The sequence below is a fragment of the uncultured Bradyrhizobium sp. genome, assembly GCF_936943645.1.
Classification (GTDB): domain Bacteria; phylum Pseudomonadota; class Alphaproteobacteria; order Rhizobiales; family Xanthobacteraceae; genus Bradyrhizobium.
Genome location: NZ_CAKZJO010000111.1, coordinates 26356 through 38054, shown reverse-complemented (window position 1 = coordinate 38054; position 11699 = coordinate 26356). Strand labels below are relative to the sequence as shown.

The following is an 11699-nucleotide window of genomic DNA, read 5'->3' as shown; positions in this document are numbered from 1 at the left end:
CGGCGGAAGCCGGCTGGCTGCCGAAGATCGCGCTCATGATTTTCCCGAAAATGCTCATGTCTGCTCCCCGAAAAGGATCCGTTGGAAGGGCCTTGAGTGGCACTTATAGACGAATTTACGTCGTTGCGCCCGCGAAGTTCCGCGAACCACTGCGCAGCATCAGCTTATCTGCGGCGAAATGACGACCGAATGACGCCGCCAAAAGTTGCGCTGCGGCATCGATTTTCACCCAAGCGTGAGGGACAGGACTCGGAAATGGGCGTACGCTTTACGTTCAGCTCGCGATGCCTTCCGGAATTCGCGTCTGGTCGGACTCGCGAAACTCAAGAATGGCGGCCGCTCGCGCCGTTTGCCGGCGCCGAATTCGGCCGCTCGGCAAGGGAGCTAGCGACCATGGCCACACTCTACCAGGGCAATGTCCCCACGATCGGCCAACCCGCAGATGCGGCTGGACCGGTGATCCGAACCATCCAACTCTCCGACCTGCACGACGCGCTCCGGCGCGGCTGGGAGGATTTCAAGGCGGTGCCGAGCCACGCCATCATCCTCTGCGTGATCTACCCGGTGCTCGGCCTCGTGCTCGCCCGCGTGGTCATGGGCTATTCGGTGCTGCCGCTGCTGTTTCCGCTCGCCGCCGGCTTCGCCCTGATCGGTCCCTTCGCGGCACTCGGTCTCTATGAGCTCTCCAGCCGGCGCGAACGCTATGAAGAAGCCAGCGCCTGGGACGCCATGGAGGTGCTGCGCTCGCCCTCGTTCGGCGCCATGCTCGGCCTCGGCACATTGCTGCTCGCTCTGTTCGTGACCTGGGTCGCGACCGCGCAGGCGATCTATGTCGCGGCGTTCGGCTATGAGGGCGTGACCGGCATGTCGGACTTCATGACGCGCGTGCTGACGACGCAGCAAGGCTGGTGGCTGATCGTGGTCGGCTGCGGTACCGGCTTCCTGTTCGCGCTCGCCGCGCTCTGCATCAGTGCCGTGTCGTTTCCCCTGATGCTGGATCGCCATGCCGGCGCGTTCGAGGCCATGAGCACCTCGCTGCGCGTCGTCGCCAGAAACCCGGTGCCGATGGCGGCCTGGGGTCTGATCGTGGCGGTGCTGCTCGCGCTCGGCACGATCCCGGCCTTCCTCGGCCTTGCCGTGGTGATCCCCCTGCTCGGCCATGCCACCTGGCATCTCTACCGCAAGGTGATCGTCTCGGAGCCCGGTGCACGTCCGGTGCCACCCCCGCCGCAGCGTCCGCGCAAGCCCGCTGCCGACTTCCCGGCCAACCTCTTCCCCTGGCGTAACAGGACGGACGCCTGACGATATCGTGACATGCGATCCTGCCCCGGCTCGGGCAGGATCGCGCCCTCTCGCACGCCTTGCTTTGGCCGCGGTTCCGACCGAGATTGCGCCCGCCGGTCAGATCGCTTCACGGAATTCATTACCTCGAATGACCTCGACGATTTCTCGTCTCGCTCTCGCAGCCTTCGCCCTCTCCGCGTCAATCCTGTCCGCCCAGCCAGCGTTCGCCGCGGTTGCCTGCGGTTCTGGCAATTTCGACGCCTGGCTTGCGGATTTCAAAACCGACGCCGCGGCGAAGGGAATCTCGCAGCAGGCCATCACCGCCGGCTTGGCCGGCGTGACGCTCGATCAGAGCGTGCTGAACCGTGACAAGTCGCAAAAGGTCTTCACCCAGACCTTCGAGGAGTTCTCCGGCCGCATGGTGCCGCCGCGCCTGGAGCGCGGCTCCAACAGGATGAAGCAATACGGCTCGGTGCTGTCACGCATCGAGCAGACCTATGGCGTTCCCGGCGAGGTCCTGGTCGCGATCTGGGGCCTCGAGACCGATTTCGGCGTCAACACCGGCAAGTTCGCCACGATCCGATCGCTGGCGACGCTGGCCTATGACTGCCGGCGCGCCGAGCAGTTTCGTGCCGAATTGTTGGATGCGCTGCGCATCGTCCAGCGCGGCGATCTCGCACCCGCCGAGATGAAGGGCGCCTGGGCCGGCGAGCTCGGCCAGACCCAGTTCATGCCGTCGTCCTGGATGAAATACGCCGTCGATTTCGACGGCAACGGCAAGCGCGATCTCCTGCACAACGCACCCGACGTGCTCGCCTCCACCGCCAATTATCTCGCCGGCTACGGCTGGCAGAAGGGCAAGGACTGGCAGCCGGGCAGTCCGAACTTCGCGGTGCTGCAGCAGTGGAACAAGAGCGAGGTCTATTCCAGGACCGTCGCCTATTTCGCCGCCCAGCTCGCGCGCGCTCCATAGGCAGCGCTCGACAAGCACGTAGGGGCCGATCGCGCCGCGACCGGCCCTGTGCGCCTAAATCCCGACGTTTCTATTTGCCCATGGTGGCGTGCATCGCCTTGTTGAGGTGCATGCCGCAGGCACCCATCTTGCCGTTAAGCATCGAATCCTGAGCGGAGGCGATCTCCTTCTGGGCGACCAGCTTGCTGTCGCCGTCGGGCATGGCTTCGATCGCAGTCTCCGTCTTCTCCAGATTGGCCGAGCTGCAGCCGCCCATGGCATGCTTGGCGGCCTGGGCCGGCGCGACGGCGAACGCAACGGCGGCAATGGCGATAACCCCGAGTAACTTCGTCATGGTGTTACTTTCCTTCTCTTGTTCTTGGCACAGACCCAGCGACATCGCGGGATTCTGCGGCGTCACTCTCTCCGCATGTGGCAACTTGTCGCAGTAAACTCATCGCGAGAATTGCGTGATGTTGCGCGAGGCGCAGAGGCGCATGCGAAATTTCTGATTTTCATTACACCCGCGTAATGAAGGCTGCACGTTCAACGTGTGCGTTGCAGCGGACATTCTCGGCAAGCGCGCGCTGCCGCCAAAGCAACAGACCGCCGCTCATCCGTCGGGGTCCCGCGAGGCGAATCGCCGACTTGCCCAGGGCTCTGAGCCGGCGGGAAAACAACTTATGTTATGAATATTAGTTCATTTATTGAGATCGACTTCCATGCGATTCGCGCATGCGAGACTTGGGTTCAGAAGCTGATCGGCCGCCTTGTCCCGCGGCAACATGCACCTTATTTCCTCGCCATTGGAACCTACGTAGAATCCCGTAACTCCGTGAATTCACGGATGTTTATGATCGTCTTGGACCTACGCAGCCTTCGCTTCGGGCGGGAGCGCCTTCAGGTTAATCGTCCGTTACCCACGCTATGCACTCAACGCTTAGCTGCATCGCAACATCGGAACTTTCGCAGTGCACCACTCTCATCTATATTCATTTCAACGATGAGGTCCGAGTAAGGGCTGAATCGAACTACAGGAGACTACCAATGCTGCTCTCGCTCATCCGCATGATCCAGGCTTTCCGGGATTATCAGCGCAATGTTGCCGAGCTGTCCCAGCTCAGCGATCGCGAACTGGCCGATATCGGCCTCGATCGCTCGGACATCCCGCGCGTTGCTGCCGGCCAGTATCAGGGCTGATATCGTTCAGCCCTCTACCGGAACGAACCGATAGCGCCCGCCTCGTGCGGGCGTTGTCGTTTTCGGAAGCAGAAAACTCGATCTCGGCGATTCCACTTATCGCCGAAAAGCGCTACCTGTCCGCCCCATGACAGGACCCCATTCCAAGAGTGTGCACGTGATCGGCGCCGGCCTTGCCGGCTCGGAGGCTGCCTGGCAGGTCGCGAAATCAGGCGTGCCCGTGGTGCTGCACGAGATGCGGCCAACCCGCATGACCGAAGCGCACCGCACCGACGGGCTCGCCGAGCTCGTCTGCTCCAATTCGTTCCGCTCGGACGATGCCGCCAACAACGCCGTCGGTCTGCTGCATGCGGAGATGCGCCGGCTCGACTCGCTGATCATGCGCGCAGCCGACGCCAACCAGGTGCCCGCCGGCGGCGCGCTCGCGGTCGACCGCGACGGCTTCTCGGCAGCGGTCACCAAGGCGCTCAACGACCATCCCCTGATCGAAATCGCCCGCGGCGAGGTCTCGGGCCTGCCGCCGGCCGAGTGGAGCAACGTGATCGTTGCCACCGGCCCCCTCACCTCCGCCCCACTCGCCGATGCCATTCGCGAGCTCACGGACGAGAACGCGCTCGCCTTCTTCGACGCGATCGCGCCGATCGTGCACCGCGAATCCATCGACATGTCGGTGGCCTGGTTCCAGTCGCGCTACGACAAGGTCGGTCCCGGCGGCACCGGCGCCGACTACATCAACTGCCCCATGACCAAGGAGCAGTATGACGGCTTCGTCGCTGCGCTGATTGCGGGCGAAAAGACCGAGTTCAAGGAATGGGAGACCAACACGCCCTATTTCGACGGCTGCCTGCCGATCGAGGTGATGGCGGAGCGCGGACCCGAGACCTTGCGCCACGGCCCGATGAAGCCGGTCGGCCTCACCAATCCGCATGACCCCGCCACCAAGGCCTACGCGATCGTGCAGCTGCGCCAGGACAACAAGCTCGGCACGCTCTATAACATCGTCGGTTTCCAGACGAAGCTGAAATACGGCGAGCAGCAGCGCATCTTCCGCACCATCCCCGGCCTCGAGAAGGCCGAATTTGCCCGCCTCGGCGGCCTGCATCGCAACACCTTTCTCAACTCGCCGAAGCTGCTCGACAGTCAGTTGCGCCTGCGCGCGCAGCCGCGGCTGCGCTTTGCCGGCCAGATGACGGGCTGCGAGGGCTATGTGGAATCCGCCAGCGTCGGGCTGATCACCGGCCTCTATGCGGCGGCGGATGCGCGCGGCGAGACGCTTGTCGGTCCGCCGGGAACGACCGCGCTGGGATCGCTGCTTGGCCACATCACCGGCGGCCATATCGAGACCATCGAGCCGGGCACCCGCTCGTTCCAGCCGATGAACATCAATTTCGGCCTGTTCCCGCCGCTTGCGAGCGTGCCGACCAAGAAGCCCGACGGCACGCGCCTGCGCGGCAACGAGAAGACGGTGGCCAAGAAGCAGGCGATGAGCGCGCGGGCGCTCGCCGATCTCGATCGCTGGATCGCCGATCACCTGCGCATCGCCGCGGCTGCGTGAGTTCAAGATGAGCCTACCCAAAGACGACGCCGCGACGCTGTCGGCGCGCTGGACCGAGGGCGTGCTGCTCAAGCGCGACGTGTTCTCGACCGTCGAGCGTGGCCGCTTTCGCGGCGAGACCGGCGAGGTCGACGCCGTACTGCGCCGACTGGATGAAGTGCCGTGGTGGTCATTCCCTCTGGCGCGCCATCTGTTCGCGCGCGAGAAGCATGCACTGCGGCTCGCCAAGGGCCTCAACGTCGGCCCCGAGCTGTTGTGGGCCGGCCGCCGCGCGCTGGTGCGCGGCTTCGTCGACGGCGTCGCGCTGCACCTCGCAAAACCCCATGGCGATCTCGCCTATTTCCGCTCGGCCAAGGCCGCCTTGCGCCGCCTGCGCCGCGCCGGCATCTGCCACAACGATCTCGCCAAGGAACAGAACTGGTTGGTCGGCCGCGACGGCCGCGCCTATGTGACCGACTTCCAGCTCGCGGCCTGCTTCAATCGCCGCGGCCGGCTCTATCGCATCCTCGCCTATGAGGACCTTCGCCATCTGCTCAAGCACAAGCGCTCCTACGCGCCGGAGGCGCTGACGCCGCGCGAGCGAAAGATCCTCGCCAAGAAGTCGTTCGCGGCGAGCCTGTGGCTTGCCACCGGCAAGAAGGTCTATCGCGCGATCACCCGCGGCCTGTTCAACTTCACCGATCGCGAAGGCGGCGGCCGCCGGCTCGTTAATGATGCGCCGGTGCTGGCGGAGCTGATCCGCAAGAATCCGGCCGTACGCGACACCGCCATCGTCGCCTTTGCCGACCGCCGTTCCGGCGTCGGGCTCTACGCCTTCGTCGAAGGCGATCAGGCCGCACTCGAGGGCGAGCTGCGGAACGAGCTCGCGGCCGCCAAGGGCCCGAAGCCGCCGGAACACATCCAGGTCGTGCACGCGCTGCCGCGCGACACCAGCGGCAGGCCGCGCACCGAGATCCTGCAGCTGGTTGCCATGAATCAGCTCGACCTGATCGAGCCCATGATGAGGAACGACCAGGATCGCGCCTTCCTCAAGGACATCCTGGAGCAGCGGAAAAACCTGCGCGACCGCTTCAATTTCGAGGCGGATTTGCCGGCGAGCTAGCGCCTTGAAGCGTCCACATTGGCGATGGAGAAGCGGTCGGACAAAAACGGGCTTGGCGGGGTTATGGGCACTCTGGGGACAATGATGCATCGCGCGGCCGGCGGCATGATCGCTGGTCTTCTGCTGCTGGCGGCGGCGCCCGCGATGGCAGATTCCCCGGCCGAGCTGATCTCCAGCTTCCGCCTCAAGCACGGTGAGGTTCGCGTGGTCCGCGATGCCACCCTCGACCGCATCGCCATGGACCAGGCCCGCGCGATGGCCGCCAAGGACGACCTCAGTCACGACGCGCTCGGCCCCTTCAACCGCCGCGTCGCGCCGGCCGGCGCGGGCCGCGCCGCCGAGAACATCGCCTACGGGTACGACAATTTCGAGAAGACGCTGGGCCAGTGGATCGACTCCTCCGGCCACCGCAAGAACCTGTTGCTGCACAACGCCTCCCGCGTCGGCATCGCCAGCGCCAGGAACGTCAGCGGCAAACGCACCTATTGGGCCATGGTCATCGCGGGCGATTACGAGCCGAAGGGCAAAGGCAAGGGCAAAGGCAAGAGGGACCAGGAGCCGCTGGTTGCCGTGAAGCGCGAGGCGGCACCTGCAAGCAAGCCGAAATCCGAGTCCAAGACCAAATCCGGCAGTTGCCACGTCAAGCTGCTCGGCCTTTGCATCTGAAACGAGCCGGCTCTTGCTCGCGCCAGGCAACGCGCCTAATTCAGGCACGAGATCGCGAAAAGCGGAGAGCGCGAGTGATTGACCTCGACCGAATTCGTGCCGACACGCCAGCCGCCTCCCGGCTCGCCTATCTCCACAACGCGGGCGCCGCCCTGATGCCGACGCCGGTTGTCGCGGCGATGAAGGGACATATCGATCTCGAAAGCGAAATCGGCGGCTATGCCGCGGCCGATCGCGAAGCCGACCGGCTCAATTCCGTCTACGTTTCGGTGGCCCGTCTGATCAATGCCGCGCCCGACGAGATTGCCCTGGTGGAGAACGCGACGGTCGCCTGGCAGATGGCGTTCTATTCGCTGCCGTTTCGCAAAGGCGACCGGATCCTGACCGCCGAAGCGGAATACGCGGCCAATTACGTCGCCTTCCTTCAGGTCGCCAAACGCACCGGCGCGGTGATCGAGGTGGTGCCGAGCGATGCCAGCGGCGAGCTCGACGTCGATGCGCTCGCGCGCATGATCGACGAGCGCGTCAAGCTGATCGCAGTCACCTGGGTTCCGACCAATGGCGGGCTGGTCAATCCGGCCGCGGCGATCGGCAAGATCGCGCGGGCGCACGGCATTGCCTATCTGCTCGACGCCTGCCAGGCGGTCGGCCAGATGGCGGTCGACGTCGAGGCCATCGGCTGCGACATGCTGTCGGCCACCGGGCGCAAATTCCTGCGCGGCCCCCGCGGCACCGGATTCCTTTATGTCCGCCGGGCCCTGCTGCAACAGCTCGAGCCGCCGATGATCGATCATTTTGCGGCGCCCTGGGTGTCGCGGGACACCTATCAACTGCGACCCGACGCCCGTCGCTTCGAGAATTGGGAGAACAATTACGCGGCCCGGCTCGGTCTGGGCGCCGCGGTCGACTACGCCCTCGATATCGGCATCGGCCCGATCGCGCAGCGCTGCCGCCTGTTGTCCGAACGTCTCCGGAGCGGTCTCGCCTCCATTCATGGCATCACAGTTCGCGACCTCGGACGCACGCCGGGCGCCATTGTCAGCTTCACGATGGACGGCCACGAAGCGGAGGATATCGTCCGCAGCGCCGGCGCGGCCGGCATCACGATCGGGGCATCCGATCCGCCAAGCACGCGCATCGATGCCGAACGTCGCGCGTTGCCGCATCTCGTGCGGGCCTCACCTCACTATTACAACACGGAAGCCGAGGTGGACCGGCTGATCGCGCATCTAGCGGATCTGGCGTCGCGATAACAAAAGCAGCCGGCAGATCGGACCGACCTTGAAGCCGATCCACCGTCGCGCCGTGCAGATCTCAAGCTCTTGTCGTCAACGCCGATAGTTGATCGGTATCGAAGCGGGCGCGTAGGTCGCTGATGGCTTTCGCATCTGGCGGTCCACTCGCCGTCAGCTTGGCCAGCTCTTCAAAGTAATGCTCATGTCCCGGCGGCGAAACGGTGCACGTATGGGCCGAGCGGTATGACCGGCGGTCCGAAGACGTCTTCGCTCTCCAGGATGACATCGCTCTCTCCTCCGTTGGCGCGATAGCACCGAGCCTGCGGCGCGCCGAGATCAACAGGGTCAGCCGCAAGCGGCCGGACAGCCTGGATGCCTATGACCTCGTCCTGCGCGCCCAACCGGACGTCGATTCCGGCATGCCGGATCAGGTCACCCGGGCACTCGTGCTCCTCGAACGAGCGATCGCGCTCGAGCCTGACTACGCGCTCGCGCACGGAAATGCAGCGATGTGTCATCACTGCCTGTTTCTGCGAGCCGGTTTGCAGGACGTCAATCGCGAGGCCTCGATCCGCCACGCACGCTCGGCCATCGCTCATGGCCAAGATGATGCCCTGGCCCTCACCCTCGCGGGCTTTTCGCTTGGCATGGACGGTCACGATCGCTCGGCTGCATTTGCGGCGCTCGATGCCGCCCTCGCCATCAGCCCATCCTCGGCGCTGACCTACATCCTGGGCAGTGTCATGCTGGGCTGGGGCGGCGACGCGGACCGCGCGATCGAATGGAGCGAACGGGGGATGCGGCTCAGCCCTTTCGATTCCTGGGCTTTCGCCGCTTTCGACGCGGAGGCTCTGGGACATTTCCACCGCGGCCGATTTGAGGAGGCATGCCGGGCCGCCCACCGCTCGGTGCAAGCCAATCCTCGCCACAGCATTACCTATGTGCAGTTGACCGCAGCGCTCGCAAAGCTTGGACGATTGCAGGAGGCAAGAGCAGCGGCAACACGGGTACTCGAGCTGCACCCGACGTTTCGCTACAGCCGTCAATTTCAGGGCGTCAATTGCGCGCCTGACCTCGCGACCTCACTCGGCGGTGCCCTCCGCGCGGCGGGCCTTCCGGAGTAGCGAACCCCGGCCCGGCGTTTACGCCGCTCAGCTGCAGCGCGCGCTCAGTCCGGATGCGCTGAGCCGTGCCATCACCTCGTCGAGATGCGCGGCATCGCGGGTCTCGATGACGAGCTGCAGCAGCGTCGCCTTGGCCGGCAGGTCGGAGAATGTCCGCTGATGCGAGACCTCGATGATGTTGGCGCCGGCCTCGGCGAGCAGCGCGGCCACTGCGGCCAATTGTCCGGGCCGGTCGGGGATGTCGAGCGAGAGCTGGGTCAAGCGCCCTTCGCGCGCCAGCTCGCGCGTCAGGACGGATGCGATCAGCCGCGTGTCGATATTGCCGCCGCTCAGGACCAGCCCGACCTTCTGGCCGGCGAAGCGGGTCGGATCGGACATCAGCGCGGCGAGCCCGGCGGCGCCGGCGCCCTCCACCACCGTCTTCTCGATCGAGATGAGGGTCGCAACGGCACGCTCGAGCTCGGCTTCATTGACGAGCGCGATGTCGTCGACGAGGCGGCGGACGATTTCGGTGGTGATCTTGCCGGGCGATTTCACCGCGATGCCTTCGGCCAGCGTATCGCCCCGCGCCGGCAGATTGCCGTCATGGATCGCGTTGTACATCGAGGGATAGAGCCAGGCCTCGACGCCCAAAATCCGCAGCGACGGCTTGATCGCTTTCGCCGCGATGGCGATGCCGCTGATCAGGCCCCCGCCGCCGATCGGGACGACCAGCGTATCGAGCTCCGGCACCGCCCTCATCATCTCCAGACCGACGGTGCCCTGCCCTGCGATCACGAGCGGATCGTCGTAGGGGTGGACGAAGATCATGCCCCTCGCTTCGCCGTGGCTGCGCGCGAACGCCGCCGCCTCCTCCAGCGTCGCGCCGGTGACGACCACCTCGGCGCCATGATGCCTCGTGTTCTCGACCTTCACCATCGGCGTGCCGACCGGCATGACGATGGTGGCGGGAATGCCGAGCCGCTTGGCGTGATAGGCAACGCCCTGCGCGTGGTTTCCGGCCGACATGGCGATGACGCCGCGCGCACGCTCCTCAGCCGTCAGCGCGGTCAGGCGGTTGAGCGCACCGCGCTCCTTGAAGGAGGAAGTGAACTGGAGGTTCTCGAATTTGAGCCAGATCTCGCAGCCGCAGATGCCGCTCAGCGTGCGGCTGTAGCTGCAGGGCGTCTCGACGACGGCGCCTCTGATCGTCTCGGCGGCCGCATGAATGTCGTCAGGCGCGACCGAAAAGCCGCTGAGGTCGGGCGATGTGGTTTGGGACAACTCAGCCATGGGACAGCATAGAGCATCCGCCGGTTCGGGGCGATAAGCCAACCGCTATTTGGTAAATTCCCGGGAACGTGAAGCCCGCCACAGCGTCCACAGCGTGCGCAGCCGCGACGTCGGTTGCGGCATGAACGGATTCCGGCCGGGCTGGGTCAGGCGCTTGAGATCAGCCCTGGCCTGGCTGAGCGGCACAAACGCCGGACGCGCCGCTGCCGGCACCTGCGCCAGCAGCGACAAGGCCGTGGTCAAATGCTGCTGCGCCTCGCCCGTGAGTTGCTCCAGCACGGCGCGAAGGTTCGCCCTATCCCTGCCGGCAAACACGTCCTCCATGTCGCAGCCATGGCTCGCCAGCATTTCCTGTGGCAGGAACAGCTGACGGCGTGATGCATCGCGCGGCAGGTTGGTGATGACCTGCACGATGCCCTGCGCCAGCCCGGCATGACGGGCGAGATGCTCGGCCGCCTCCGACGGCGGCGCCATGATCCGGGCCGCAAGCTCGAACAGTGCCGACGAGGTCGCGGCCAGATAGCCCTCCAGCGCCGCCATGGTCGGCATCGGGTCGTTGTAGAGGTCGAACTGGTGCTCATCGACCAGCAGCGACAGCGGCTCGACCGGCAGGTTGAAATCGCGGATCGCGCGCAAGAGCTCGGCCGCGACCGGATTGCCTTCGGCACTGCCGTGGACGAGGCCCGAGAACAGATCGGTCCACCATTGAAAGCGGATCTCGCCGGGCAGCGGCTGGCTGACCTGGTCGCGGACGCGGACGATCTCGACATTGAAGGCGTAGAGCGCCAGCAGCGCGCGGCGCTCGGCGGCAGGCACGAACAGGGTCGCGGCATAGCGCGGAAAGTCGTGGCTGCGCACGAGATCGGCGCAGAAGGACACGTTGTCCGGCGGCAGTGTGGCGTTGCTCATGTGCTGTTCATGGCACCGCGATCAGCGCGGCAGCGACCCGCCGCCGTTCGCCGATCATGATGTTGTAGGTGCGCACCGCGGGGCCGGTCTGCATCGTGTCGAGCACCACCCTCACCGCCTTGAGCGCCTGGCGCAGTTCCGGCGGCGGCAGCCACAGCCCGGTCCCGGTGCCGATCAGGAGCGTGTCGATGCCATTGGCGGCTGTGAACACCCGGTCCAGCGAGTAACGGTCGATCTTCGCGGGATCAGTCACATCCCAGGCCCAGATCGCATCAGGCAGGCACAGCAGCGATCCCCGGTGCGACATGCCGGCGAAGGCGAAGCCGCCCTTGCCATAGGCCTCGATCGGCGCCGAGCGCGGGAAATGGGGTGCGTTGGGATCGCCGGCCATATGCTTCGT

Annotated in this window: 12 protein-coding genes and 2 pseudogenes; 9 read left to right on the top strand and 5 right to left on the bottom strand. The window is 65.4% G+C overall.

Annotation, left to right across the window (positions count from 1 at the left end):
• The 3 genes from Q0743_RS33325 to Q0743_RS33315 form a co-directional block, all read left to right on the top strand.
• A partial coding sequence (locus tag Q0743_RS33325; RefSeq protein WP_298245652.1) for a hypothetical protein occupies positions 1–182 on the top strand: 182 nt, incomplete at its 5' end.
• 211 nt (positions 183–393) lie between these two features.
• Positions 394–1302: a DUF2189 domain-containing protein gene (locus tag Q0743_RS33320; RefSeq protein ID WP_298245651.1), complete on the top strand. Its 909-nt coding sequence runs from the start codon at positions 394–396 to the stop codon at positions 1300–1302.
• A gap of 130 nt (positions 1303–1432) precedes the next feature.
• A complete protein-coding gene (locus Q0743_RS33315; RefSeq protein WP_298245650.1) occupies positions 1433–2257 on the top strand; it encodes a lytic murein transglycosylase in 825 nt (274 codons plus the stop codon).
• Between the two features lie 70 nt (positions 2258–2327).
• Here the strand turns inward: Q0743_RS33315 and Q0743_RS33310 are convergent, their stop codons facing one another.
• Positions 2328–2591, bottom strand: a complete 264-nt coding sequence (locus Q0743_RS33310) for a hypothetical protein (RefSeq protein WP_298245649.1) — start codon at positions 2589–2591, stop codon at positions 2328–2330.
• 692 nt (positions 2592–3283) lie between these two features.
• Between Q0743_RS33310 and Q0743_RS33305 the strand changes: the two genes are divergently transcribed.
• The 5 genes from Q0743_RS33305 to Q0743_RS33285 all read left to right on the top strand — a co-directional run bounded on the left by Q0743_RS33305 (position 3284) and on the right by Q0743_RS33285 (position 8012).
• Positions 3284–3436 (top strand): DUF1127 domain-containing protein, encoded by a 153-nt coding sequence (locus tag Q0743_RS33305; RefSeq protein ID WP_007590701.1) that lies wholly within the window; start codon positions 3284–3286, stop codon positions 3434–3436.
• A gap of 127 nt (positions 3437–3563) precedes the next feature.
• A complete protein-coding gene (gene trmFO, locus Q0743_RS33300; protein WP_298245648.1) occupies positions 3564–4991 on the top strand; it encodes a methylenetetrahydrofolate--tRNA-(uracil(54)-C(5))-methyltransferase (FADH(2)-oxidizing) TrmFO in 1428 nt (475 codons plus the stop codon).
• A 7-nt stretch (positions 4992–4998) separates the two neighbouring features.
• Positions 4999–6093, top strand: coding sequence for a serine/threonine protein kinase (locus Q0743_RS33295; protein WP_298245647.1), 1095 nt, complete (start codon positions 4999–5001; stop codon positions 6091–6093).
• An 84-nt stretch (positions 6094–6177) separates the two neighbouring features.
• Positions 6178–6759, top strand: a complete 582-nt coding sequence (locus Q0743_RS33290) for a CAP domain-containing protein (protein ID WP_298245646.1) — start codon at positions 6178–6180, stop codon at positions 6757–6759.
• Positions 6760–6833: 74 nt separating this feature from the next.
• Positions 6834–8012: an aminotransferase class V-fold PLP-dependent enzyme gene (locus Q0743_RS33285; RefSeq protein WP_298245645.1), complete on the top strand. Its 1179-nt coding sequence runs from the start codon at positions 6834–6836 to the stop codon at positions 8010–8012.
• Between the two features lie 61 nt (positions 8013–8073).
• Here the strand turns inward: Q0743_RS33285 and Q0743_RS33280 are convergent.
• Positions 8074–8217, bottom strand: a pseudogene (locus Q0743_RS33280) (cupin domain-containing protein); the annotation flags it as partial.
• A gap of 1 nt (position 8218) precedes the next feature.
• Here Q0743_RS33280 and Q0743_RS33275 point away from each other — a divergent pair.
• Positions 8219–9118, top strand: a pseudogene (locus tag Q0743_RS33275) (transcriptional regulator); the annotation flags it as partial.
• 27 nt (positions 9119–9145) lie between these two features.
• On the opposite strand, the gene Q0743_RS33270 reads toward Q0743_RS33275, so the two are convergent.
• The 3 genes from Q0743_RS33270 to Q0743_RS33260 are packed head-to-tail and all read right to left on the bottom strand — an operon-like array spanning position 9146 to position 11690.
• Positions 9146–10390 carry a threonine ammonia-lyase gene (locus tag Q0743_RS33270; protein ID WP_298245644.1) on the bottom strand — a complete coding sequence of 415 codons (1245 nt, stop codon included), beginning with the start codon at positions 10388–10390 and terminating at the stop codon, positions 9146–9148.
• A 45-nt stretch (positions 10391–10435) separates the two neighbouring features.
• Complete coding sequence (locus tag Q0743_RS33265) at positions 10436–11299, bottom strand: phytoene/squalene synthase family protein (protein WP_298245643.1); 864 nt, start codon at positions 11297–11299, stop codon at positions 10436–10438.
• Between the two features lie 7 nt (positions 11300–11306).
• Positions 11307–11690 carry an Mth938-like domain-containing protein gene (locus Q0743_RS33260; protein ID WP_298245642.1) on the bottom strand — a complete coding sequence of 128 codons (384 nt, stop codon included), beginning with the start codon at positions 11688–11690 and terminating at the stop codon, positions 11307–11309.
• Between the last annotated feature and the right edge of the window lie 9 nt (positions 11691–11699).